This window comes from Pseudomonas sp. AL 58 (assembly GCF_036348395.1).
Taxonomy (GTDB): domain Bacteria; phylum Pseudomonadota; class Gammaproteobacteria; order Pseudomonadales; family Pseudomonadaceae; genus Aquipseudomonas; species Aquipseudomonas defluvii.
The window spans coordinates 17,162-39,786 of the sequence record NZ_JAZBQR010000028.1; the positions used below are offsets into that span (position 1 = coordinate 17,162).

Here is a 22,625-nt window from a genome sequence, read left to right on the forward strand (position 1 = left end):
GGATTGTCAGCGGTGCTGCTGTCGTTCAGAAAATATAGTCGGTAGTGAGGAAGCTCGACTCGCGGTTACGGATAATGTCGCTGATCAGTTGCTTGTTGCTTTCCTGGAATCGGGTTGCAACCAGTGTACGGATCGAGAACACGCGTAGCGCGTCATGGACCGACAAGGTGCCCTCGGCAGAGTTTTTTCGGCCATTGAACGGGTAGGTGTCCGGGCCGCGCTGGCACTGGGCATTGAGATTGATACGGCCCACCTGGTTGGCAAAGGTATCGACCAGGCTGCCAATCTGCGCAGAATTATTGCCGAACAGGCTCAGTTGTTGGCCAAAGTCCGAGTCCAGTACATAGTCGATCACGGTCTGTAGATCACGGTAGGGCACAATCGGTACTACCGGGCCGAATTGTTCCTCGTGGTACACGCGCATGTTGGCGTTCACTGGGTAGAGCAGGGCCGGGTAGAAGAACGAACCGCGGCTGTCGCCACCATTGGGGTTGATCACCTCGGCGCCTTTGGCGAGGGCATCGGCAACCAGGCCATCGAGGTATTCGATTTTTCCCGGCTCAGGCAGGGGTGTCAGGCTGACACCGGCCTCCCAGGGCATACCGGGCTTGAGCGCGGCCAGTTTCTGCTGAAATTTATCGAGGAACTGCTCGACCACCTGTTCGTGCACAAAGAGGATCTTCAGTGCAGTGCACCGCTGGCCGTTGAATGACAGCGCACCAGTCACTGCCTCGCTGACGGCGTTGTCCAGATCGACGTCCGGCAGCACGATCCCCGGGTTTTTCGCATCCAGACCCAGGGCTGCGCGCAGACGGTGCGGGCGCGGGTGAAGTTTTTTCAGGTCGCTGGCGGCCTTGTTGGTGCCGATGAACGCGAAGACATCAATCTTGCCACTGGCCATCAGCGCGCTGACGGTATCGCGGCCACGGCCATAGATCACGTTGATGACCCCGGCAGGGAAGCTGTCGCGGAACGCCTCAAGCAATGGGCGGATCAACAGCACACCGAACTTGGCTGGTTTGAACACCACGGTGTTGCCCATGATCAGCGCTGGAATCAGGGTGGTGAAGGTTTCGTTCAAGGGGTAGTTGTAAGGCCCCATGCACAGCGCAACGCCCAAGGGCGCACGGCGTATCTGCCCGAGGGTGTCCTGCTCCAGTTCAAAACGGCTGGAGCGGCGGTCCAGTTCCTTGAGCGCGTTGATGGTGTCGACGATGTAGTCGCAGGTGCGATCGAACTCTTTCTCCGAGTCCTTCAGGTTCTTGCCGATTTCCCACATCAGCAGTTTGACCACGGCTGAGCGCTGTTCGCGCATGCGTGCCAGGAACGCTTCGACGTGCTGGATGCGTTCGGCTACGCGCAGTGTGGGCCAGGTGCCGCGACCCTTGTCGTAGGCGCGTACGGCGGCATCCAGCGCAGTCAGCGCGGTCTCGGCATCCAGTAGTGGCGCGCTGCCCAGAATCACCTGCTGTTCGCCGTCAGGGCCTTTCAGCCAGATCGGGCTGCGCACGGTCGCCAGCGGGCCATGCCACTGTTGCAGTTGGCCGTCGACCAGGTAATCGCGCTGCTCCAGCGGTTCACTCAAACGCCAGGCTTCAGGCACTTCGGTGGCGTTGGGGAACAGTGAATCAAGCAGATGGTTCATGCGTAGCACCTCTTGTTGGAATGTGGGTGAAACGATTCAGTTGCAGCATAGCGCCAGCCTGTAAAAAAAAGCCAGCACCGCTCAATGTTGTTCGAAAAAGGTCGATAAACTGTCGCCCCGTCAGTGAAAAGCAGGCGTATGACAACCAGAACCGTAACGTTTGCTCGTATCTGGAATTGGCCCCGCAGCATGCGCATGCCTTTGTTCAGGCTATTACCGATCGGTTTCGCGGTGGTGGGCATCGGTTTGTCGGTGACATTGGGCTATCTGGATGTACAGCGCCAGGAAAGCGAGTTGATGGGCAATGCCAGTGCGCGGCTTTCAGGCTTGCGTGCCGGCCTTGAGGCTCAACTACGTTCTGCGTTCGGCGAAACCGAAGGGATTGCTCAGCTCATCAGCGCTGATGGCACCATCACGCCTGAACATTTCCACGACATGGCTCGTCAGGCCATCGCTTCAGTGCCCTATATACGGCACATCGCTGTGGCGCCTGCGGATGTTGTCGCTGATGTCTTCCCACTGGAGGGCAATCAACGTGTGCTCGGGCTGGACTATCGGACATTGCCGACGCAATACCCGATGCTACAGCGTGCGCGGGACAGTCATCATGCGGTGCTGGCCGGGCCCGTTGACCTTTATCAAGGCGGGCGAGGGCTGATCTACCGGCGTCCCGTGTTTGTCGGTGGTCCGTCGGGCAATACCTATTGGGGCAACCTCTCGATCGTTGCCGATACCGACCGCCTGCTCAAGGCCGCGGGCCTGGATCAAGACGGCGCGTTTGAACTGGCCTTGCGGGGCGCCGACGGTCGCGGGGATCAAGGCGCGGTCATTTGGGGCCAGGCTACGTTGTTCAACGAGCCTGGCGTGACGCTCAACGTTGATGTGCCGGGTGGGCATTGGCAGTTGGCAGCAACCCCTCAGGGCGGTTGGCCGACGATGAGCCTGTTCGCTTCGCCGCTGTTTATGTTCTCCCTGGCCTGCACCGGCGTGTTCTGCTTGTTCGTAGCGCAGTTGATCCGTAGCAACCAGGTGATTCATCAGCGTAACGATGAGCTGAAGCGCTCGCAGGCTCAGCTTGAGCAGTCGGCGCATTATGATGCCGTGACGGGGCTGCCTAATCGGCTGTTGTTCCAGCAGCGCCTTGAACTCGCCATGGCCAACGGCGAGCGCCTTGGCGTGTTGATACTGGATATCGACGGTTTCAAACTGGTCAACGACAGCCTCGGTCACCCGTTGGGCGATCTCCTTCTTCAGCAGACAACCCAGCGTTTCTTCGGGCTGCTCACGGCTCAGGATACAGCGTGCCGTTTGGGCGGCGATGAGTTTGCATTTGTGTTGTGTTGCCCGCAGGACGAGCAGGTCATGGCGCAGGTGCAAGGGTTGCTGCTGGCCATGCAGCAGCCCTTCGACCTCAAGGGTACGGCCGCGCTGGTCACAGGCAGTATAGGTGTCGCCTTCTACCCTGAGCACGGGCACACCTGTGACAGCTTGCTGCGCCATGCCGATACGGCGATGTACGCAGCCAAGGAGAGCGGTCGTAACACCTATCGCACCTACCATCCCGACATGACCCAGCAGTTGCAGCAGCGGATCTTTCTTGAAGGTGCGTTGCGCCGGGCCTTGCAGCAGAATGAGTTCGAGCTGTGGTACCAGCCCAAGATCGACCTGTTCAGTGGCCGTGTCGAAGGTGCAGAAGCGTTGTTGCGTTGGCGTGATCCAGAGCGCGGCCTGGTGTCTCCGGCAGATTTCATTCCGCTGGCCGAACGTACAGGTCTGATCATTCCACTCGGCGAGAAAGTGCTCGATCTCGCGTGCGCTCAGCTTGCCTGTTGGCGTGCGCGTGAACGCTTGCCGGGGCCGTTGGCAATCAACGTGGCAGCGTTGCAGATTGAGCGCAGCGACTTTGTCGAGAGCCTGTCTCGTGCGTTGCAACGTTACGATCTTCCTGCAACATTGCTGGAGGTGGAAATTACCGAGAGCTTGCTCATGGAGAGCCCGCAGCATGCCTGCGAGATTCTTACGCAGTTGCAGCAGATGGGCGTGGCAACGGCTGTCGACGACTTCGGTACGGGCTACTCTTCGCTGGCCTACCTGAAAGTGCTGCCGATTGATCACCTGAAAATCGACCGCACGTTCATCAAGGATTTGCCTGATGATGACGACGGGGTTGCGATTACCCAGTCGATCATTGACCTGGGGCACGCGTTGGGCTTTCGCATTACGGCGGAAGGTATCGAGACACATGCCCAGCATGCATTTTTACGCAATGCCGGGTGTGACCAGGGGCAAGGGTACCTGATTGGTCGACCCATGCCGGCCGACAGCTTTGAACGCTGGTTGGCCGAGCAGCCACACAATCAGCAACCGATGCTTGATTTTTGACTGCCGGGCGTAGGTTGGCCTTGTGGACGCTACCTGCAGGCAACCACAAGGCGTGCTTGATGCTTGATGCTTGATGCTTAGAAGTAGTACGGGAATTTCAGGCTGAAGGTAAAGTCCGGGGCGTCGTCGGTCAGGCCGATCGACAGGTTGGGGACGATGGTCAGCTTATCGGTGGCAGCCAGGGTCATGCCAACGTTGAAGTAGGCGGCGTTGGCATCGCTGCTGGGCACAGTGACCCAGCCATCATTGGTATCCGTTTGGTTGATTTTTGATTTTTTGACAATCAGGTCGGACACCGAGAACGACATACTCATCTTTTCGTTAAGCGCAAACGCGATCCCCGCACCCAGCTGGAAACTGTCACCCAGCCTGACCTTGCCTGGGTGGCTCACGCCCACGGTAGAGCTGATATCGCTGAACGACTCCTCCAGGTTATGGGTGTAACTCAGGCTGCCGAACAGCACCGCCGGGTCGAATGTCTTGACCAGCGAGATGCCCGGTGTGATCGACCAGACGCCGTTGCCGGTCGGTAGGTCCTCGGGGTAGAACAGGCTGTCGTTGTTGGGGTCCTGGAGCAGCTTGATACCAAAGGGCTCTTCGCCGGTTGGCGCTTTGACCCGAAGGGTAAAGACCGCATCTGGCAGGCTTTCCGATTCGTCGAGGAACTTGTACGCCACGCCAAAGTTGACATCACCGATGGTGGGGTCACGGGTAACGGTTTGTTCGGTAATACCTTGAGCGTTGTTTTGAGCACCACCGGATTGGTAGGTGGATTCGCGGTAGACCACAGGTACGTTTATGTCGAATTGCCAACGCTGATTGAGGTTGTAGCGCCCGGTAACGTCGAGGGTCCAGTTGTCGGCCTTGATCCGGTCGAGGTTGATATTACCGAGGAAGATCGAGTCCAGTGCCAGGAAACCGTTGAGAATCAACTGCCGGGTATCGTAGCGCGCGTAGGTAATACCGGTTTCAACGCTGAACTTGCCGCCACCAAAAAAGCCGCTGGCTTCGTCATAGAGGTTGGAGACACTTTGCGCCGGTTGCGAGTCGTCTTTCAGCGACTCACCGTAGGAGCTGCCAGTACCTGATGCGGCAACGGTTTGGCCCGTGCGCGGTTGCGAGGCAGGTGAGCGTGTCAAGCGCTTGGGCGGCGGCGCCGCAGGTTGCTCTTCGACTTGGCGAACGCGTTGCTCCAGAACCATCAGCGCCTGCTGCTGTGCGTCATAGCGCTGGCGCAGTGCCTGCAGTTCCTGTTTCAACGCTTCTACCTGAGGGTCCGGCGCCGCTTGGAGGAACGTCGCCGGGATTAATGTGCTTAAACATACGGCAGCTTTCAGTGAAAACGAACGATGCATGGGTTAGCCGTCCCTTTCAACTACGAATGTTGAGACAGAGCGTAGTTCAATATCCTGAGATGCGAAGGCCCTTGAGTTGATCAAGGTTGCAGTTCAGCGCGCCAGCAGTGGGCATGTTGTCACGCAGCACCACATTGAGCTGGGTCATGTTGCTGACAACGTTGTTCCCGCCCAACAGTACCGCTGCCTGTGACAGGCCGCCTTGGGCCAGGCTCTGCACGGTATAGCCCTGATTGTTGCTGGCGTTGATGCCCATCTTGATGCCATTGGCGCCTGCCGAGATGTTCAGGGTGCCAGCGCCGTTGCTGCCGCTGATACTTGAGCCGCCTGCCAGCACCTGCCCTGAAGGGGTTCCATTGGCTGTTGCGGTCTTGCCCTCTTTCACGTTGATGGAGACGTTGTTGTACGCGGTGTTGTAGTCACCGGCGGCCTGCAATGTCTGGGTCACGCCCTGGGTGTTGTTTAGCCCTGAACCGCCCGACACGCTACCGGTGCCTGGTGGCGTGGCGTTGCCATTACCTTTGTCGTTGATCAGCGAGACATAGAACTGCGGCTTGAAGGTGTTTTGCTGAACATGCATTGTGGCCGTTGCACCGATGCGGTCGCCATTGGCATTCTGCCAGGTGCTGTTCATCACAACACCAAAGCTGATAATTCGCCCCGGCATCACATAGCGCCCGCGCAGACCGGCCAATTCGCTGTCTTTTACCTCGATCGGTTTAAATACCTGCGCCTGGGCAGGCAAACTGGCTGCCAGGCAGGCGGCAACCAGCAAGGTTGAAGTCTTCATCGGGTATCTCCCCAGAGCTTCATGCCCCTTGTCATTAGAAAAAGTCACTCTGAATGAAGCCGAACTCCATCAATTCCGCATCCTGGACGGGATGGAAGTTGTTGATTTTGTTCTTGGCGCTCAGAGGTACGGGCGGGTCGAGCAGGGCGTTGGCCTTGTCGTACCCAGGGCCGATCACGGCGAAAATGATCCCGTTCCAGCCTTTGATGAAGTCGTCGAATGCATAACGTTTGTGGCCAAGTACCGGGTCGCCAACGTATACCCAGTCTTTTTCGGTGCGCTGTAGCACCACAAAATGCTTGTAGCCACGAATGTCCATCAGCACCACAACTGGAATGCTGACGCTTGAAAGGTTCTCTGGTGCGATGCGGTAACCACGGGCGCGCATGCCAATGCTCTCGACGTAGCGTTTCATGTCGAGCATCGAGAAACCTTGGGTTTTCACCAGTTCCTGATCGGAGTTGGCCAGCATGCCCTCAATGATGTGGGCCTCGTCCACGTCCAGCCAGTAGGCTTGCTTGAGTACGGTTGCCAGCGCTGCGGCGCCGCAGCTGAAATCGGTTTTCTGTTGCACCAGGTCCGCGAAGCGCCGCTCGCGCAGGCTTTGAACCGGCTTGTAAATGACCGTACCGCCAGGCAGGGCGGCGATGGGCATCTGTGCGGCTTCGGCCACACTGGCCAAACCTATCAGTGCGGCTAGCAGGGCAATTCGCATGGTCTTCACACCCTGTGAAAGCAAGGAAAGGGGCCCCGAAGGGCCCCGTTCACTGTTGCGTCTACAGGCAAGCCTTGCAGCCTGCGGCGATGGACAGCGAGTTGCTTTGTTGGTTGGCCGAGCCAGCCGAGACGTTGGCACCGACGTTGCCCGACACGCCGTTCAGCGAGTTGGTCAGCGAAGCGCTGTTGGTCACAGGGTTGATCCAGCCGCTTGGGGTCAGCACTTGATAGGTGGCTACGCCGCTCAGCACAAAGGTGCCTTCTTCGTGGAATTTGAGCGGTTGTTTGTCGTCGTCATGACCACCGCCACCACCACGACGATCGTCGTAGTTGTGGCCGCCACCACCATGATGATCGTCGCCGCCGACCCAGCCTTTGCCGTTGCCCTGGTAGGTGCCTGAAGCGGAGAACGAAGAGCTGAGTGTCTGGGTGTCGTAGGTGCGGTCAGCTTTGTTGGTGACTTTCAGGCCATTGGTGGTCTGAGTGGCATTCGCTGTGGCTGAGGCCACACGGCCACCGGATACGGCGATCGCCATGTTGTTTTTCTGTTGGTTGAAGTCGCCAGCGGTAACGTTAATACCGATGTTACCCGAGCTGCCGTTGGCCGAGTTGTTGAGGGCGGCAGCGTTCTGGGTCGAGTAGTTTTTAACGGTGTTGCCGGTGTTGTTTTGAGTTGCGGTGGAGTCGGCGATAGCGCTACCGAAGATGAAACGTTCATCGGCTGTGGCGATAGCGGCAACGTTGTCTTGTTGGTTGCCGTCACCAGCGGCCACGTTAACGCCCAGGTTGCCCTGAGAGTTGTTGGCCGAGTTATCCATCGTGGCGGTATTTTCGGTGGCTTGGTTGGTGACACTGTTCCCATAGTTGTTTTGGGTGTCGCCAACTTTGGCCAGGGAACCTGCATTGATCAGCAGGCCCAGCAGAACGTTATCATGGCCACCGTGGCCGCCGCCGTTATGACCGCCGTTATGGCCGCCATTGTGACCACCGTGGTCGTCATTACGTCCGCCAGCGTGTGCAGCAACAGCCATGACCGCTGCGAGTGCGAAAACCAGAGGCTTAAGTGCCATTTTAGGTTTCATGGTGTTTCTCCGCATTTTTTTAGGTAGTTAAGTGTTGTTGTTACTCGGTTACCTGTCGGGTCAGTCCGCAACCCGTACGCTCAGGGTGTTTGCCATTCGATTACCCACCCCGGCGCTCTGATTCAACTGGATCACTCCACGGCTGCCGGTGAAGGCCCTATCGCTGTTCGCGATCTGGCGACTGCCGGGTGCTTGATCAGTTGGGTCGGAGCCTTTTGTCAGCGCCACGTTCTGTTGATCGAGGACGCTGTCGTCGATGCGCTGCGGGACGGCACTGATGCTGACCCGAACGGCATTGACTTGTTGAGTATTGGCACCGGCTGACTGGTTGATACCCAGCGCGCCGCTGCCATTGCTGAATGAGTTGCCGCCAATACCGGCCCGGGCATCACGTGCCTGGCTGGTGGCAGTGTCGATGTGCTGACGAATCTGGGTTGAGGCATTGGCGTTGGTGCCGATGGCAATAGCCCGACTGTTGTTCTGTTGCTGCTGATCGCCCGCTGCCTGGTTGACTGCGATATTGCCGCGGTAGCCTTGGCCGCTTGTGTCGATAGTGGCGTTGTCCTTGACTGGCGATCCGGCCAGCGCGAGGCCGCTGCTGCACAGGGCCAGGAACAGGAGTGAGTACCTCATTTCAGCGGCCTCCAGTCAGGATCTGCAGCGGCGCCATGCCACGCTGAACGTTTTGATTGACCTGATTGGAGATGCTGTTACCGCCACCGCTGCCCGCCCCGGAGCCGCCGGCCATGCCAGGCAGACGCACCTGTTGCGCTGCGCCCAGGCCGCGAACAGTGCCGGAGTTGTCTGGGGTCAGTACGCGCGTCATCAGTGATGAACCGCTGGCAACACTGGCGAAGTCGCCGTCACTGAGTTCATTATTGGTTTGGGCGATTACGCGTTTGGACGGATTGGCGCTGACGGTAGTCGGGTGCGGGTCTGGTGTACCGGTGGGACGTACCGCAGGGCGGGCCTGTACATCGCGTTGCAGAACGATGACTCCATTCCCGGCAGCCTGAACGGGCAGGCAGAAGGTGGCGCTCAATGCGCATCCCATCAGCAGAAGATGAAGCAGCTTGCTGTTCTGATTCCCCACGGCGGCGGTTCCTTCTTCAAGTTCGCTGGCCCTATCAGCGTTGCGAGAAGGAGAGCAGAAGGCGTGCCGCTTTTGGTTTATCCAGAAATATCAACGGCTTGCGGATAAGCACGGACGGCGAGGGCAGAGCGTTGTAACGTTGGCGAGACAGATCTTGCCCTGCTGGGCACCCTATACCCTGTTACGCCAGGTTTACACTGTTAGGCAATCATGGAGGCAACCCATCAAGAACGGGGTTTAGCGCAGGTGGGACTGTATCGCTGATGTAACAACCCAATGGCTTAGCGGGACAGCAAACCTGAAACCGCATCAAAAACCGCGTTTTTTCGTCGGTTCCAGTCACCGTCGATGGTGATGAACGGTTGTTGATGTTGCTCCAGCCAGGCGCGGCTTTCCTCGAAAAATGCCAGGCGCTGGGCCAGTTCCGGTTGGCAGCGCTGTCCGTCATCTACCCATTCAACTGACGTTGGGCTGAGCAGCAGGTGCAGATCGTAGCGGCGCTCAAGCAACGCTGATTCGACCCAGTGTGGGCAGTCACCGAACAGCGTGCGGCTCCAGAGCATATTGCTCAGCAGGTGGGTGTCGAGGATCAACAGCTCAGGCGCTCTACCGCGCGCTGCATCCTCCCAGGCCAACTGGCCACGGGCGATGGTCGGGATGTCGGCGTAGCAGGTGTCACGTTGCTCGCGGTCAATGAAGTGGCGTACGTATTCGCCAACCAGTTCGCCACCGAAACAGGCCTGGATTTCGCTGCCAAGCCAGCTCTTGCCGCTGGACTCGGGGCCGCTCAGCACCAACACTTTCACGCGTTCACCAAGGCAGGGTCGCGTTGCCACTCACGCCAGCCCTGGACTGCGATCAGGGTGAACAGGGCATAGAGTGCTGCCGTCAGGTAAAGCGCCTTGTACACAAACAAACCGACGAAGACGACGTCAAGGACAATCCATAGCGCCCAACATTGCAGGCGCTTTTGCGCCATCCATAATTGCGCCACCAGGCTGAAGGCCGTCAGCGTGGCATCCAGCCAGGGTTGCGCCGCATCTGTCCAGGTGGCCATGGCCGCACCCAAACCCAGGCTTGCCAGTGCGCCCAGGCCCAGACCAAACAGCAGCGGGGCAGGTTGCAGGGAGCTGACCTGGCGTGCCTCGGCGAGGCGCTCGGGGCGTGTCCATTGCCACCAGCCGTAGACCTGCAACAGTGCATACACCAGTTGCAGCAGCATGTCGGAGTACAGTTTCACCTCGTAAAAGACCACGCTGTACAGCAGCACCATCACCAGGCCAATCGGCCAGCACCAGGGGTTCTGTTTGACGGTGAGCCAAACGGCAATGACGCCGAGCACGGCGGCGAACAGTTCGAGGCCGGACATCGGCATTCCTTGAGGCAGGTTCGAAAGAGGCGGGGATTGTAACCTGTGGCGCAGAACACGCCACAGGTGCGCGGGGTTTTAGACGTGGAACTGGCGCAACAATTGTTCAAGGCGCTCGCTGAGCTGGCGCAATGCCAGGCCGGCACTGCTGGACTGTTGTGCTGCACTGGCGGTTTGCCGAGACAGGTCGGCAGTTTCGGTCACGTTGCGATTGATCTCTTCAACCACATGGGATTGCTGCAAGGTGGCGCTGGCAATCGAGGCGTTCAGGGCATTGAGGTTGAGTAGCACCTGGCTGATTGCATCGAGGCTGGCACCAGCTTCACTGGCCTGCTCAACCGTTTGGCGCGAAGCGGTGCTGCTGGCACCGATGGCCTTGACTGCCGCTTCGGACTGCCCCTGCAGGTGTTCGATCATGGTCTGGATTTCGGCGGTGGACTGCTGAGTGCGCTGCGCCAGCAGGCGTACCTCATCGGCAACCACCGCGAACCCGCGGCCTTGCTCACCTGCGCGGGCCGCCTCGATGGCCGCGTTGAGCGCCAACAGGTTGGTCTGCTCGGCAATGGCCCGGATCACTTCCAGAACGCTGCCAATCTTCGTGCTCTGGTTGGCCAAGGCCTGAATGACTTCAACGGCTTCATCAATGGTGCCGGAGAGTTCACCGATACGTTGCAGGCTGCCCTGGATGCTCTGCTGCCCCTGTTCTGCACGGTGCTGGGCGTCTTGCATCTCGGTGGAGGCTTGTTCGGCGTTCTTGGCCACATCCTGTACCGCGTAGGTGACCTCGTTGATGGCGGTGGCGACCTGTTCCATCTGCTGCGACTGTTGTTCGCTGCGCAGCTCGGCCTGGTTGGCGTTGTCGCCCATCTCGACTGCCGAGTGGCCCAGCGCGCGTGCAGCGTCATGCAATTGGCCGACCACCTGCTGCAGCTGTGCCGTGAAGCTGTTGAAGTGTGTCCCCAATTGCGTAATCTCGTCGCGGCCATGGGTGTCCAGGCGGCGGGTCAGGTCGCTTTCGCCGCTGGCGATGGTGGCCATGGCATCGACCGCCTCCTGCAAGGGGCGGGAAATGCTGCGCGCGATCACTACGACCAGCAGTCCCATGATCAGCGCAATAGCCAACCCCAGCAGCGAGGCATCACGCAGTTGCCGGTTGAACTCGGCTTTCATGTCATCGATATAGATGCCTGAACCAATGATCCAGCCCCAAGGCTTGAACAGTTGAATATACGACGTTTTCTGTACCGGATCGCTCGCCCCGGGTTTAGGCCAGCGGTAATCGATGCTGCCAGCCCCCTTGTCCTTGGCCAGCGCAACCATGGCATTGAACAAGGCGAAGCCGTCTGGGTCCTTGATGCCTGAGAGTACCTGGCCGTCGAGCTTGGGGTTGGCCGGGTGCATGATCATCTTCGGCTCGAGGTCGTTGATCCAGAAGTACTCGTTCTGGTTGTAGCGCAAGCCGCGTACAGCGTTCAGCGCCTGTTGCTGAGCCGCATCGCGGGTCAGGCTACCGCTTGCCTCAAGCCCTTGGTAGTAGGTCAGGATGCCCGCAGCAGTTTCGACCACATGGCGGGTTTTTTCGGCCTTGGCCTGGTACAGGTCACCGTGAATCTGGCGCAGCATCAACAGCCCCAGGGCAAATAACATCACCACCGCCACCACCAGGATGAGCCAAAGCCTGCGGCTGATCGACATATTCCGTAGAGTCTTCATGTAGGTCACTCAGGTATTTTTATTGTCTTGTGCATCCAAGCACGTTTTTACTGCCCTTACCTAGTCGACCAAGGGCTAAGTGCTTGATCCAGAGGCGTCTGTTGCGTAGATCAGCAGCGTTTATCCGGCAGGTCTGCTAGCATTTCGGCGCCAAAGCGATAAACCTTGAGGGGCGTGAACCTTTTCCGTGGTTTCACGATCCACTGTCGCTGTGATTTACCGTGCATACACCACTCTAGAAAACATGAAGGGGCCTGCCTTGAGCAGCGCTTCACGGGGGAATGATGGATTTTTGGACCGCCATGCAGGCTGTAATACTTGGGATTGTCGAGGGCTTGACGGAATTTCTGCCCATCTCCAGTACCGGCCACCAGATCGTTGTTGCCGATCTGATCAATTTCGGCGGTGAACGGGCCATGGCCTTCAACATCATCATCCAGTTGGGGGCGATCCTGGCAGTGGTCTGGGAATTTCGGCGCAAGATCTTTGACGTGGTTGTTGGGCTGCCGCGCCAACGCCAGGCGCAACGCTTCACTGCCAACCTGCTGATCGCATTCACGCCGGCAGTGGTCCTGGGTGTGCTGTTTGCCGACCTGATTCATCACTACCTGTTCAACCCGATTACCGTTGCGACGGCGTTGGTGGTGGGCGGCGTGATCATGCTGTGGGCCGAGCGTCGGGAGCATGTGGTGTCTGTCGAGCATGTAGACGACATGCGCTGGAGCGATGCCTTGAAGATCGGTGTAGCCCAATGTCTGGCGATGATTCCAGGCACTTCGCGTTCAGGCTCCACCATCATTGGTGGTTTGCTGTTCGGGCTGTCGCGCAAGGCTGCGACCGAGTTCTCATTCTTCCTGGCCATGCCGACCATGGTGGGTGCAGCCGTGTATTCGGGCTACAAGTACCGTGCACTGTTCCAGGCCGGTGACTTCCCGGTGTTTGCGCTTGGCTTTGTGGTCTCGTTCATTTTTGCCATGATCTCGGTGCGTGCGTTGCTGCGGTTCATCGCCAGCCACAGCTACGCCGTTTTTGCCTGGTACCGGATTGCCTTCGGCCTGATCATTCTGGCCACCTGGCAACTCGGGCTGGTCGACTGGGCAACGGCGCAGAGCTGACCGGGTGCGTCAGGCTGCTATCAAGCCGCGCACGGCCCCAGTCCGAGGCGCGGTTCAACACCTCAAGCTCAAACTGTCGTTGTTTGCCGGTATCTGCCTGTTGCCGTCCTGGGGTGTGCTGCAGATGCTGCTGGGCGGGCATTCCTGGTTGCCGGCAGTGCTCTACCCGGCAGCCAGCCTGCTCAGCGTCTTCCTCTATTGGAACGACAAACGCAAGGCGCGCAACAATACCTGGCGGACTCCGGAAAAATGGCTTCACGTCGTTGAGCTGTGTGGCGGTTGGCCAGGCGCCCTGGTGGCTCAGCAGGCCTTTCGGCACAAGACCCGCAAACTGTCGTTTCAGTTGATCTTCTGGGCAATCGTCGCCGCGCATCAGGTGTTCTGGCTCGACTATCTGGTGCTGGCGGGGCGTGGGCTGGGCAGGCTGTTTCAGTAAGCGCTGAGCCTGCCTGCGCCAATCAGAGCAACAAGCCCGCTTGCAAACGCCTCGGTAAGCGTCGTACCACCAGTTGGTGCGACCGTTGCAACAGATCGCACAGTTCTTCACGGCCCATGGGGTAGGGCTGCTCCATGCTGACCCAGTGCGCGCGAGCCAGATACGGTGCCGGGCGAATACCGGGCCTGTCCACATAGCCAAGGAACAGCTCGTTGTCGACCTTGAAGGCCAGGTCGGCTCGGCTCAGGTTGATCAGGGCGAACATCTTGTTGCCGGCCACAGAGAACACCCGGACGCCCCCCCATTTGTAATCATCCTGTACGCCCGGCAGGCTCAGGCAAAACTGCACCACGTCGTCTTCAGACATAACGCTCTCCACAGGCTTCAAATGAAATGACCAGGTGATCAATCCAGGCGCGTACGGCAGGTAGTACACCTCGCCTGTGCGGGTAGACCGCCTGCAGATAGCCGCTGGGTAGCGACCACTCGGGCAATAGACGGATCAGTTCGCCGCGGGCGAGTTCTTCCTCGCAATGCATGATCGGCAGGGCCGTGAACCCCAGGCCGGCAACGGCGGCGGATTTTCGTACGACAAAGTCATCAATTCCAAGCCTTGCCTCCAGCGCCAGTTCTTCGCGATTGCCCTTGGCATCCAGCAGGCGCAGGTGAACCAGGCGGTCAGCCTCCAGCGCGCCCAGCACGGGGAGATTGATCAAGTCCTGTGGTTGCTCAATGACATGCTCGGCGGCGAAGTTCGGTGCTGCGACCAACAGCATTTGTGCCTGGCGCAAACGCCGCGTGACCAGGGTAGGGTCTTCGTCGCCCTGGTCGCGTACGCGCAACGCAACGTCAATACCCTCGGTGATCACATCAACCCGACGATTGAGCAGCACCATGTCTAGCTGTACCTGTGGGTAGCGTGCCAGGAAGCTGCTGATGACGTCCGGCAAGAATGCATGGGCCAACGCAACCGGTGAGGACACGCGCAAGCGCCCGCGTGGTTCGCTGACCATGCTTGCAACCGCTTCGTCGGCCATCTCCGCCTCCAGCAGCATGGCTTGGCAATGACGCAGGTAGCGCTCGCCAACCCCGGTCAGCTTCAGTTGTCGGGTCGTGCGTTGCAGCAGGCGAGTCCCCAGGCGTTCTTCCAGTTCGGCAATGCGTCGGGATAACCGGGACTTGGGTATACCAAGCAGGCGCCCGGCCGCAGAGAAGCCTCCGGCCTCAACCACCCGGGCAAAGTAATAGAGATCATTGAGGTCTTGCATAGCTTGCCCTGCACTGTTCTGTATGTAGGACAAACTAACGCATTTTTGCCGACTAATCCTCTATTCGCTGTTTGGGTAGGATTCTCTCCATCGTGATCGCCGCCTCGCGGTCTTCAAAATCCAGGAGAACACCCATGAAACTGTTGCACATCGATTCCAGTATCCTCGGCGACAATTCGGCTTCCCGTCAGTTGAGCCGTGAAGTCGTGCAGGCCTGGCAGGCTGCTGATGCCAGTGTTGAAGTGACTTACCGCGACCTGGCCAGTGATGCCATCAGCCATTTTTCCGCTGCCACCTTGGTCAGTGCTGGTACGCCAGAAGAACTGCGCGATGCCGCCCAGAAGCACGAAGCTCAACTGAGCAGCGAAACACTGCAAGAATTTCTGGATGCCGATGCGGTGGTGATTGCCGCACCGATGTACAACTTCAGCGTTCCCAGCCAACTGAAAGCCTGGATCGACCGTATCGCGGTTGCCGGTAAAACCTTCCGCTACACCGAGGCTGGCCCTGAAGGCCTGTGTGGTGGCAAGAAAGTCATTGTCGTATCCACCTCGGGTGGCCTGCATGTTGGCCAGCCAACCGGTGTCGGTCATGAAGATTTTCTCAAGGTGTTCCTGGGCTTTATTGGTATCACCGATGTCGAGTTCGTCCGTGCCCATGGCTTGGCATATGGCGATGAACACCGCAACAACGCCATGAGTGCAGCGCGCGCTCAGATCGATAACGAGCTGTTTGCAGCTGCCTGATTTCGAGTAACCACCGCATAAGCCGACTGCCGGGGTAACCGGCAGTCGGTTTTTTCATTCAGTTTTCATCTGGCGCGCAGTGCGCCAGCCTATGCTGATCGCTGGCTATAAAGGGACAAGGTGTCAGCCATGCAGCGTCTGTCTGGTTTGTTCATCCTCGCGGTGATCGGGATCGTGTTGTCGCTGCCGGGCGAGGCGGGCGAGCGCTGGCATGTCGGGTTGCACCGGATGATCCTCGCCGACCCGCTGGACGAACAGCCGATGCAGGCCTTGGCCTTTTATCCGGCAACCGGGCCAGCACATTGGAGCCGGGTTGAAGGCTATCGGGTGGAAGCCGGTTTTGAGGCACCCATTGCGATGGGGCGTTTCCCGCTCTTGATGCTTTCCCATGGCAATACCGGTACGCCATTGGCATTGCATGACCTGGCAACGGCACTGGCACGCAAGGGCTTTGTGGTGGTGGCGGTGGTGCACCCGGGGGACAATGCCCAGGATCACAGCCGACTGGGCACCCTGAGCAACCTCTATGGGCGTCCGCTGCAGATCAGCGCAGCCATCAGCGCAACCCTGAACGACAAGCTGCTGGCGCCCTATGTCAACGCCGAGCAGGTCGGGGTGATTGGTTATTCGGCGGGTGGTGAAACCGCGTTGATCCTTTCCGGCGCACGCCCGGAACTGGACCGCCTGCGCCGTTATTGTGAAGAACGCCCACTGGATGCTGACGCCTGCAAGATGCGCGGGCAACTGATCGCCGACCGTGACGACCTGCTGCCCGCCGCAGACTCAAGGATCAAGGCATTGTTGCTGATGGCACCGTTGAGCCTGATGTTCGGTCGTCATGCCCTGGCCGGGGTGAAAGTACCGGCGCTGATCTACAGTGGTGATCGCGATCAGCTGTTGGCAATCGACAAGAACGCCGCTGCGCTGGCGCGTAAACTGCCCCGCACTCCTGATTACCGGCTACTGGCCGGTGCAGGGCATTTCATTTTCATGGCGCCTTGCGATGAAGCCCAGCGTGTGCACATGGCCGCGCTATGCACCGACGCCGAGGGCGTCGACCGTGCCAGCATTCATCATTCGCTGCAGTCGGAGGCGGCGTTGTTTTTCAGTCAGACGCTTGGGCGAGCGGACCGTACGGGATGGCGTACGGCTGATCAGTGAGTATGTGCGCTGCGCCGCGACAGCAGCAGTACCAGCCCGACTCCAAGTAATGCCAGCAATGACGCGATACCGAAGATCGATTCGTAGCCCAGATGTGCAGCTACCGCGCCCATCAGCGGCCCGGCGATGGCCAGGGCCAGGTCGAAGAACACCGCGTAAGCGCCCAAACCCGCGCCACGGCTGCTACTGGGTACTTGTTTGATGGCTTCAAGGCCCAGTGCCGGGTAGACCAGCGACAGCCCGGCACCGCTGAGGCCCGCGCCGAGCAATGCCAGTAGCGGGGAGGGCGCCAGCCAGAGCAACGCCAGGCCAACGGCTTCAGTCGCCATGCAGACAACCGCAACCGGATAGCCGCCCCATCGATTCACCGCATTGACGAACAGCAAGCGGGACAGAATGAAGCAGACCCCGAACGCACTCAGACACCAGGCTGCGCCGGTCCAGCCACGCTCACTGTAGAAAAGGGTCACGAAGGTGGTCAGGGTGCCATAGCCTATGGATGCCAACGTCAGGCCAACACCACAGGGCGCTACCCGCCCGAAGGCCGCCCAGAACGGCAGGCGCTCGCCGGCAACGACCGGGAGCGAAGGCTTGTTGCGTATCACCAGCAGGGCCAATGTCGCCAGGACAAACAGGACCAGGCCGATGCTTGCGAAGTTCAGCAACTGGTTCAGTTTCACCCCAAGCGGCGCTCCAATGGCGATGGCACCATAAGAGGCGATGCCATTCCAGGAGATTACCCGCGCTGTATGCGCTATTCCCACCTGGCTGATGCCCCAGCTCAAGCTGGCAACACCAATCAACCCTTGGGCAATGCCCAGCAGCACGCGCCCGATCAGCAATACCGCCAGGCTGAGCAAGGGCATACTGACCAGCAGTGTCGAGGCCGCTGTCACCAGGCCGCTCAGGGCAATGGCGAGCAGGCCGTAGATGATTGCACGCTTGCCGCCCAGGCTATCAGCCACGCGTCCGGCCATCGGCCTGCTGACCAGCGTGGCGAAGTACTGCAAGCCTATGGTTATCCCGGCCACAACCGGACTGAAGCCCAACTGCTCATGCACGTAACCCGGCAGCACGGCAATTGGCAGCCCTACGCAGAGGAAGGCGATAAAGGTATAGAAGATGATCGAGACGATTTTTCGGGTAATCGTCGTTGCCGGCAGTGCGGCGGGTTCTAGCGCAGACATGGCTACACAGGATGGGCGTTTGGAAACGCCATCATCGCTGTATGCGAGGGAAAAAGAAAGCAGGCTAACGAATCTTGGCGGTCCGTTAGCCTGCTTTTATAGGCGTCCCGCTTGTGGCGACGGGGCCGGGTAGCACGCCATCGCCTTCAAGCAGGCTTTTTACGAGTGTTAAACGATTACACCCTGGCTACGCAGGTAGTCATCGTAGGTGCCGCTGAAGTCCACGACACCGTTGGCGCTCAACTCGATGATGCGGGTGGCCAGCGAGGACACGAACTCACGGTCGTGGCTGACGAACACCAGCGTACCCGGGTAGTTCTCCAGCGCCATGTTGAGGGCCTCGATCGACTCCATGTCCAGGTGGTTGGTCGGTTCGTCCATCAGCAGTACGTTGGGCTTTTGCAGGATCAGCTTGCCGAACAGCATACGGCCTTGCTCACCACCGGAAATCACCTTGACCGACTTGAGGATTTCATCGTTGGAGAACAGCATGCGACCCAGCGTGCCGCGAACCAGTTGCTCGCCGCCCTGGGTCCACTGGCCCATCCAGTCGAACAGGCTGACATCGTCTTCGAAGTCCGAGGCGTGGTCCTGAGCGTAGTAACCGATCTCGGCGCTTTCGGTCCACTTCACTTCACCGCTGTCTACCGGCAGTTCGCCAACCAGCGTACGCAGCAAGGTGGTTTTACCGATACCGTTCGGGCCAATGATCGCCACGCGCTCGCCGGCTTCGACCTGGAAGCTGAAATTCTTGAACAGGGTATTGCCATCGAAGCCCTTGGAGACGTTCTCGACGGTAACTGCCTGACGGTGCAGCTTTTTCGTCTGCTCGAAGCGGATGAACGGGCTGACACGGCTCGAAGGCTTGACTTCAGCCAGCTGGATCTTGTCGATCTGCTTGGCCCGCGACGTGGCCTGCTTGGCTTTCGAGGCGTTGGCCGAGAACCGGCTGACGAAGGTCTGCAGCTCGGCGATCTGGGCTTTCTTCTTGGCGTTGTCCGACAGCAACTGCTCGCGCGACTGGGTCGCGGCGATCATGTACTCGTCGTAGTTGCCCGGGAACAGGCGCAGCTCACCGTAGTCCAGGTCGGCCATATGGGTGCAGACACTGTTCAGGAAGTGCCGGTCGTGGGAAATGATGATCATGGTGCTGTTACGCGCCGTGAGGATGTTTTCCAGCCAGCGGATGGTGTTGATGTCCAGGTGGTTGGTCGGTTCGTCGAGCAGCAGCACTTCCGGGTCCGAGAACAGCGCCTGTGCCAGCAGCACGCGCAGTTTCCAGCCTGGGGCAACTTCACTCATCGGGCCAAAATGCTGCTCGAGCGGAATGCCCAGGCCCAGCAGCAACTCACCGGCACGGGACTCGGCGGTATAGCCGTCCATTTCGGCGAACTCGGTTTCCAGCTCAGCGACGGCCATGCCGTCCTCTTCGGTCATTTCTGGCAGCGAATAGATGCGGTCGCGCTCGGCCTTGACCCGCCAGAGCTCTTCGTGGCCCATGATCACGGTATCGATCACGGTGAATTCTTCATAGGCGAACTGGTCTTGACGCAGCTTACCCAGGCGTACGTTCGGCTCTAGCATGACCTGACCTGCGGATGGCTCCAGGTCGCTGCCGAGGATTTTCATGAAGGTCGACTTGCCACAGCCGTTGGCGCCGATCAGGCCGTAACGGTTGCCGTTGCCGAATTTGACCGAGACGTTCTCGAACAGCGGCTTGGCGCCGAACTGCATGGTGATGTTAGCGGTGGAGATCAAAGGGCTTACCTATCAATAGCTTATGTCGCTGGCAATGCGGCTGATACCGATTTGATACCAATTTGCAGCTTTTCCAGCTCGCTCCAGTCGGAGCTTGAGTTAATCCAACGCGCATAGGTTGACAGCAGCATCTGTACGCTGTGGCCAAGCTGTTGGGAGATAAATGCGGGGTTGAGGCCGGACATTAAGCATATTGTCGCATAGGTGTGACGGCAGTTGTACGGCGGCCGATAACGAATCCCCAGTTCCTTCAGCACTGGGCGCCACTGGTGATGGAGGTCTGAGGTCTGCTGAACGAACTCTGCGTTCTTTGACGGGGGAAACACGAATGGTGTTTCGGTGACCCGTCCCTTTCCATTCCTGCGGCGCTCAGCGTAGTTTTTTGCGAACTCGAGAGCACGCAAGGCCCTCTCGTTAAGCAGCACGAACCGGTCTTTGCCGGTCTTTGTGCGCTCTACGACCTCGCCCAGAGCGACAGTGCGTCGCACATGGACAACCTTCCTCTCCAAATCGATTGCATCCCACTTCAGCGCCAGGCCCTCCGACAGGCGCAACCCAGTGAAAAAAACGAATTCGAAAAACGCCGCGTAGATCTGGCTGGGCCAGTGCTTGTGCTGGTATAGCCTCTCAACTATCGCGTTGGCCTCTTCCAGCGTGAATGGGTCAATTTCTTTTCGTGACCGCTTCGGCAGCTCGACCGCGACTGCCGGGTTCTTGGTGATCAGACCTTCTTTCAAGGCTGCGCCGAGGATTGTAGAGAGCCTGACCAGGGCGTTTCGCTTCACGCCCGGTGAGTGCCATTCCGTGCTGGTGATGATTCGACGAATGGTGGTCGTTGAGATCAAGTCAATCTGTGTGAGGGCCAGCACCGGCATCCAGTAGAGGTTGAGCGCGCTTTTGTAGTTCTGGCGCGTACCTGGGGTGATCTCGCGGCTATCAAGCCAGAGCTGGGCGTACTCGCCAAACGATGGCTTGCTGCCGGCGACGGTTTGCGATCCCGGGAACAGCTCGGCGTACTTGTCCTGGTCAAGCAAACCGAGCTTATTGAAGCTGACTACCTGATCGCGAAGCTGGGATGCAGCCTGGATGCCTTTTTGTGTCGGGGGATAGGGGAGCGTTTCGCATCGACGGACACCGTCCCATGTGAAACGAATCCGGAGGGAGTTGCGGAAGATTTCGACCCCACGGGGCAAATCCATTGGCTTTCGAGCCATGCGTCATACCTTTTTTTGCTGTACATGATGCGGCCGTGGATTTTCATCCAGACGCCTTCGGGGAACACTTCGCGCAGGCGACGGCCTTCAAGAGATCGCTTGGTGCAGCCAAGTAGCTCGGCCATGCGCTGCTCTGTGACTTTGTCGACGTCACCATCTGTTTCAACGGTCATGCATTGCTCCGTGCCGCGCATGGCGGCAGAGGTGGGGAGGGTTAGTAGTCGGTGCTGGAGCTTGAACTGCTATCGCTCGAACTGGATGAGCTGCAGCTGTCGCTCGACGAGTAGCTGCTGCCGCTGTCATGCCCGCCAAAACTGTGGCTTGAGCAACTGCTATGGGATCGGGGCGGCTCGTAGCTGTCGACCTGGTTGACCGGGTTCAGCGGACTTAACGGGCTCAGGGGGTTGAGCGGGTCAAGCATCGGGGCTGGCCTTCCGGCTGCCGGGCTACGGCCAGCGGCGAAGCCGGTTGATGGCGGTGCAGAGGCTGCCGTGCGCTGCGGCTTTGCCTTGCGACGAAACAGGCGGGTCAGAAAATTGGGCATGACTCATCCTCGCCCGCCTATCGGCAGGCTTGAATTGTTGTAGGGGGAGGGGTTAGGCAGTAGCAGCGGGTGGCGGGGGTGACTCTTGCCACTCGACAACATCGGCACCGAAGTCTTTGCTGGTGAAGGTGATGTTCCCGAACGGCCAGCGGTAGGCGAATGGGCCGGTGCGTTCGCAGCCGGCGAGCACGCTGCCGCAAGATAGTCGAATGTCGATGCGCTCCAGGCCCGGATCCTCATCTGGGTCAGGTGGGCACCAATTGCCTACGAGCCGGCCTACCTGCTCGACCACGTCGTCGATTTCAAAGCCGCCGCGATTGCCCATAAGGCTGCTGATCGTGCGCATCCCGGTAATCCACCGGTCTTTTCGAACCAACGCGCCGTCGTCACGAAACTCGTAATCTTCGACTTTGGCGTGCCTGAACTCCGGCTTCCGGAAATCCAGCTCGGTCACTTCACGATTCATCGCAGCCCCTGTGAATCAGGTAGGCCATATAGGCGAGGGCGATCATGGCAGCAACTCCCTCGGCACCTGGATAGAATCGCCGAACTTTGTTGCAACGATTGCACGGCAGGCCGCGATCAGCGCAGTGTCGCAATGCTCCGTCGTGTACTGCTCCCCACCGTCATAATAGACATCTGCATACCAACGCTCCGACATTTCAGTACCTTCCATGCCGTCGTGTGCTTCAGGGATAAGTGCCACCTGGAGCTTTGCGATCAGCGGGCCGCCTACCGCCCAATCCGTTGACGGCGAGTACTTCCCGCCAAAGTCAGGCTTGTAGACCCGCCAGTCGGTTCCATAGTGGGGAGCAGCGATGGCAACGGGTACTGCTTCAACCTGGGCGACCATCCAGTCCAGCGCCGCCCCAGTCAGGTCGGCTGTATTCACTTGGATCAGGTCGGTCATGGCAACACTCCTGCAGGCACATCAAAGAACCCCAGGCGCCCCTTGAGTGGAGTGAATGCCCAAGGCCTTGGATCGCACAGGACGAAACCCTTCTCGCCCATGTACCAAGGCGACTCGCTGGTATCGACGCTATCGGTCAG

Annotated in this window: 24 protein-coding genes and 1 pseudogene; 5 read left to right on the forward strand and 20 right to left on the reverse strand. The window is 59.1% G+C overall.

Annotated elements, in window-relative coordinates:
- Positions 1–25: 25 nt before the first annotated feature.
- Positions 26–1,645 carry an NADP-dependent glyceraldehyde-3-phosphate dehydrogenase gene (locus tag UIA24_RS21545; protein ID WP_330523879.1) on the reverse strand — a complete coding sequence of 540 codons (1,620 nt, stop codon included), beginning with the start codon at positions 1,643–1,645 and terminating at the stop codon, positions 26–28.
- A 195-nt stretch (positions 1,646–1,840) separates the two neighbouring features.
- Between UIA24_RS21545 and UIA24_RS21550 the strand changes: the two genes are divergently transcribed.
- Complete coding sequence (locus UIA24_RS21550) at positions 1,841–4,027, forward strand: putative bifunctional diguanylate cyclase/phosphodiesterase (protein WP_330523880.1); 2,187 nt, start codon at positions 1,841–1,843, stop codon at positions 4,025–4,027.
- Positions 4,028–4,104: 77 nt separating this feature from the next.
- Here the strand turns inward: UIA24_RS21550 and UIA24_RS21555 are convergent, their stop codons facing one another.
- The 10 genes and pseudogenes from UIA24_RS21555 to UIA24_RS23425 form a co-directional block, all read right to left on the reverse strand.
- Positions 4,105–5,382, reverse strand: coding sequence for a transporter (locus tag UIA24_RS21555; RefSeq protein WP_099774967.1), 1,278 nt, complete (start codon positions 5,380–5,382; stop codon positions 4,105–4,107).
- A 46-nt stretch (positions 5,383–5,428) separates the two neighbouring features.
- Positions 5,429–6,172, reverse strand: a complete 744-nt coding sequence (locus UIA24_RS21560) for a hypothetical protein (RefSeq protein WP_330523881.1) — start codon at positions 6,170–6,172, stop codon at positions 5,429–5,431.
- A 34-nt stretch (positions 6,173–6,206) separates the two neighbouring features.
- Positions 6,207–6,887, reverse strand: a complete 681-nt coding sequence (locus UIA24_RS21565) for a C39 family peptidase (protein ID WP_099774965.1) — start codon at positions 6,885–6,887, stop codon at positions 6,207–6,209.
- A gap of 61 nt (positions 6,888–6,948) precedes the next feature.
- On the reverse strand, positions 6,949–7,971 hold the full coding sequence (locus tag UIA24_RS21570) for a heme utilization protein (protein ID WP_330523882.1): 1,023 nt from the start codon (positions 7,969–7,971) through the stop codon (positions 6,949–6,951).
- 60 nt (positions 7,972–8,031) lie between these two features.
- Complete coding sequence (locus UIA24_RS21575; protein WP_099774961.1) at positions 8,032–8,604, reverse strand: adhesin; 573 nt, start codon at positions 8,602–8,604, stop codon at positions 8,032–8,034.
- Between the two features lies 1 nt (position 8,605).
- Positions 8,606–9,064 carry a hypothetical protein gene (locus UIA24_RS21580; RefSeq protein ID WP_065758312.1) on the reverse strand — a complete coding sequence of 153 codons (459 nt, stop codon included), beginning with the start codon at positions 9,062–9,064 and terminating at the stop codon, positions 8,606–8,608.
- Positions 9,065–9,345: 281 nt separating this feature from the next.
- Positions 9,346–9,870, reverse strand: coding sequence for an AAA family ATPase (locus UIA24_RS21585; RefSeq protein ID WP_330523883.1), 525 nt, complete (start codon positions 9,868–9,870; stop codon positions 9,346–9,348).
- Complete coding sequence (gene pnuC / locus UIA24_RS21590; protein WP_099774957.1) at positions 9,867–10,433, reverse strand: nicotinamide riboside transporter PnuC; 567 nt, start codon at positions 10,431–10,433, stop codon at positions 9,867–9,869. The genes UIA24_RS21585 and pnuC overlap by 4 nt, the downstream gene beginning before the upstream one ends.
- A 78-nt stretch (positions 10,434–10,511) precedes the next feature.
- Entirely contained in the window at positions 10,512–11,300 is a 789-nt protein-coding gene (locus tag UIA24_RS23420) for a methyl-accepting chemotaxis protein (protein ID WP_442963062.1), read from the reverse strand.
- 66 nt (positions 11,301–11,366) lie between these two features.
- Positions 11,367–12,146 (reverse strand): annotated as a pseudogene (locus UIA24_RS23425) (cache domain-containing protein); the annotation flags it as partial.
- A gap of 284 nt (positions 12,147–12,430) precedes the next feature.
- Here UIA24_RS23425 and UIA24_RS21600 point away from each other — a divergent pair.
- Entirely contained in the window at positions 12,431–13,261 is an 831-nt protein-coding gene (locus tag UIA24_RS21600; RefSeq protein WP_065758364.1) for an undecaprenyl-diphosphate phosphatase, read from the forward strand.
- Between the two features lie 4 nt (positions 13,262–13,265).
- The gene (locus tag UIA24_RS21605) at positions 13,266–13,697 is read left to right on the forward strand and encodes a DUF1294 domain-containing protein (protein WP_330523884.1); all 432 of its coding nucleotides are present in this window, start codon (positions 13,266–13,268) and stop codon (positions 13,695–13,697) included.
- 22 nt (positions 13,698–13,719) lie between these two features.
- On the opposite strand, the gene UIA24_RS21610 is transcribed toward UIA24_RS21605, so the two are convergent.
- Together UIA24_RS21610 and UIA24_RS21615 are read right to left on the reverse strand one after the other, a co-directional pair.
- Positions 13,720–14,064 carry an MmcQ/YjbR family DNA-binding protein gene (locus tag UIA24_RS21610; protein WP_330523885.1) on the reverse strand — a complete coding sequence of 115 codons (345 nt, stop codon included), beginning with the start codon at positions 14,062–14,064 and terminating at the stop codon, positions 13,720–13,722.
- On the reverse strand, positions 14,057–14,965 hold the full coding sequence (locus UIA24_RS21615; protein ID WP_330523886.1) for a LysR substrate-binding domain-containing protein: 909 nt from the start codon (positions 14,963–14,965) through the stop codon (positions 14,057–14,059). Before UIA24_RS21615 ends, UIA24_RS21610 begins: the two co-directional genes overlap by 8 nt.
- A gap of 134 nt (positions 14,966–15,099) precedes the next feature.
- Between UIA24_RS21615 and UIA24_RS21620 the strand changes: the two genes are divergently transcribed.
- Together UIA24_RS21620 and UIA24_RS21625 are read left to right on the forward strand one after the other, a co-directional pair.
- The gene (locus UIA24_RS21620; protein ID WP_102051622.1) at positions 15,100–15,711 is read left to right on the forward strand and encodes an FMN-dependent NADH-azoreductase; all 612 of its coding nucleotides are present in this window, start codon (positions 15,100–15,102) and stop codon (positions 15,709–15,711) included.
- A gap of 129 nt (positions 15,712–15,840) precedes the next feature.
- On the forward strand, positions 15,841–16,872 hold the full coding sequence (locus UIA24_RS21625; protein ID WP_065758319.1) for an alpha/beta hydrolase family protein: 1,032 nt from the start codon (positions 15,841–15,843) through the stop codon (positions 16,870–16,872).
- Here UIA24_RS21625 and UIA24_RS21630 read toward each other — a convergent pair.
- From UIA24_RS21630 to UIA24_RS21660, 7 genes are all read right to left on the reverse strand, one after another.
- On the reverse strand, positions 16,866–18,059 hold the full coding sequence (locus UIA24_RS21630) for an MFS transporter (protein WP_330523887.1): 1,194 nt from the start codon (positions 18,057–18,059) through the stop codon (positions 16,866–16,868). The two genes, UIA24_RS21625 and UIA24_RS21630, sit on opposite strands and share 7 nt — an antisense overlap.
- A 168-nt stretch (positions 18,060–18,227) precedes the next feature.
- The gene (locus UIA24_RS21635; protein ID WP_065758321.1) at positions 18,228–19,817 is read right to left on the reverse strand and encodes an ABC-F family ATPase; all 1,590 of its coding nucleotides are present in this window, start codon (positions 19,815–19,817) and stop codon (positions 18,228–18,230) included.
- 20 nt (positions 19,818–19,837) lie between these two features.
- A complete protein-coding gene (locus tag UIA24_RS21640) occupies positions 19,838–20,971 on the reverse strand; it encodes a site-specific integrase (RefSeq protein WP_256587928.1) in 1,134 nt (377 codons plus the stop codon).
- Positions 20,872–21,204, reverse strand: coding sequence for a hypothetical protein (locus tag UIA24_RS21645; RefSeq protein WP_256587926.1), 333 nt, complete (start codon positions 21,202–21,204; stop codon positions 20,872–20,874). Before UIA24_RS21645 ends, UIA24_RS21640 begins: the two co-directional genes overlap by 100 nt.
- A gap of 41 nt (positions 21,205–21,245) precedes the next feature.
- The gene (locus UIA24_RS21650; protein ID WP_330523888.1) at positions 21,246–21,575 is read right to left on the reverse strand and encodes a hypothetical protein; all 330 of its coding nucleotides are present in this window, start codon (positions 21,573–21,575) and stop codon (positions 21,246–21,248) included.
- 52 nt (positions 21,576–21,627) lie between these two features.
- Positions 21,628–22,041 (reverse strand): hypothetical protein, encoded by a 414-nt coding sequence (locus UIA24_RS21655; RefSeq protein ID WP_330523889.1) that lies wholly within the window; start codon positions 22,039–22,041, stop codon positions 21,628–21,630.
- 42 nt (positions 22,042–22,083) lie between these two features.
- Entirely contained in the window at positions 22,084–22,485 is a 402-nt protein-coding gene (locus UIA24_RS21660; protein WP_330523890.1) for a phage protein NinX family protein, read from the reverse strand.
- Between the last annotated feature and the right edge of the window lie 140 nt (positions 22,486–22,625).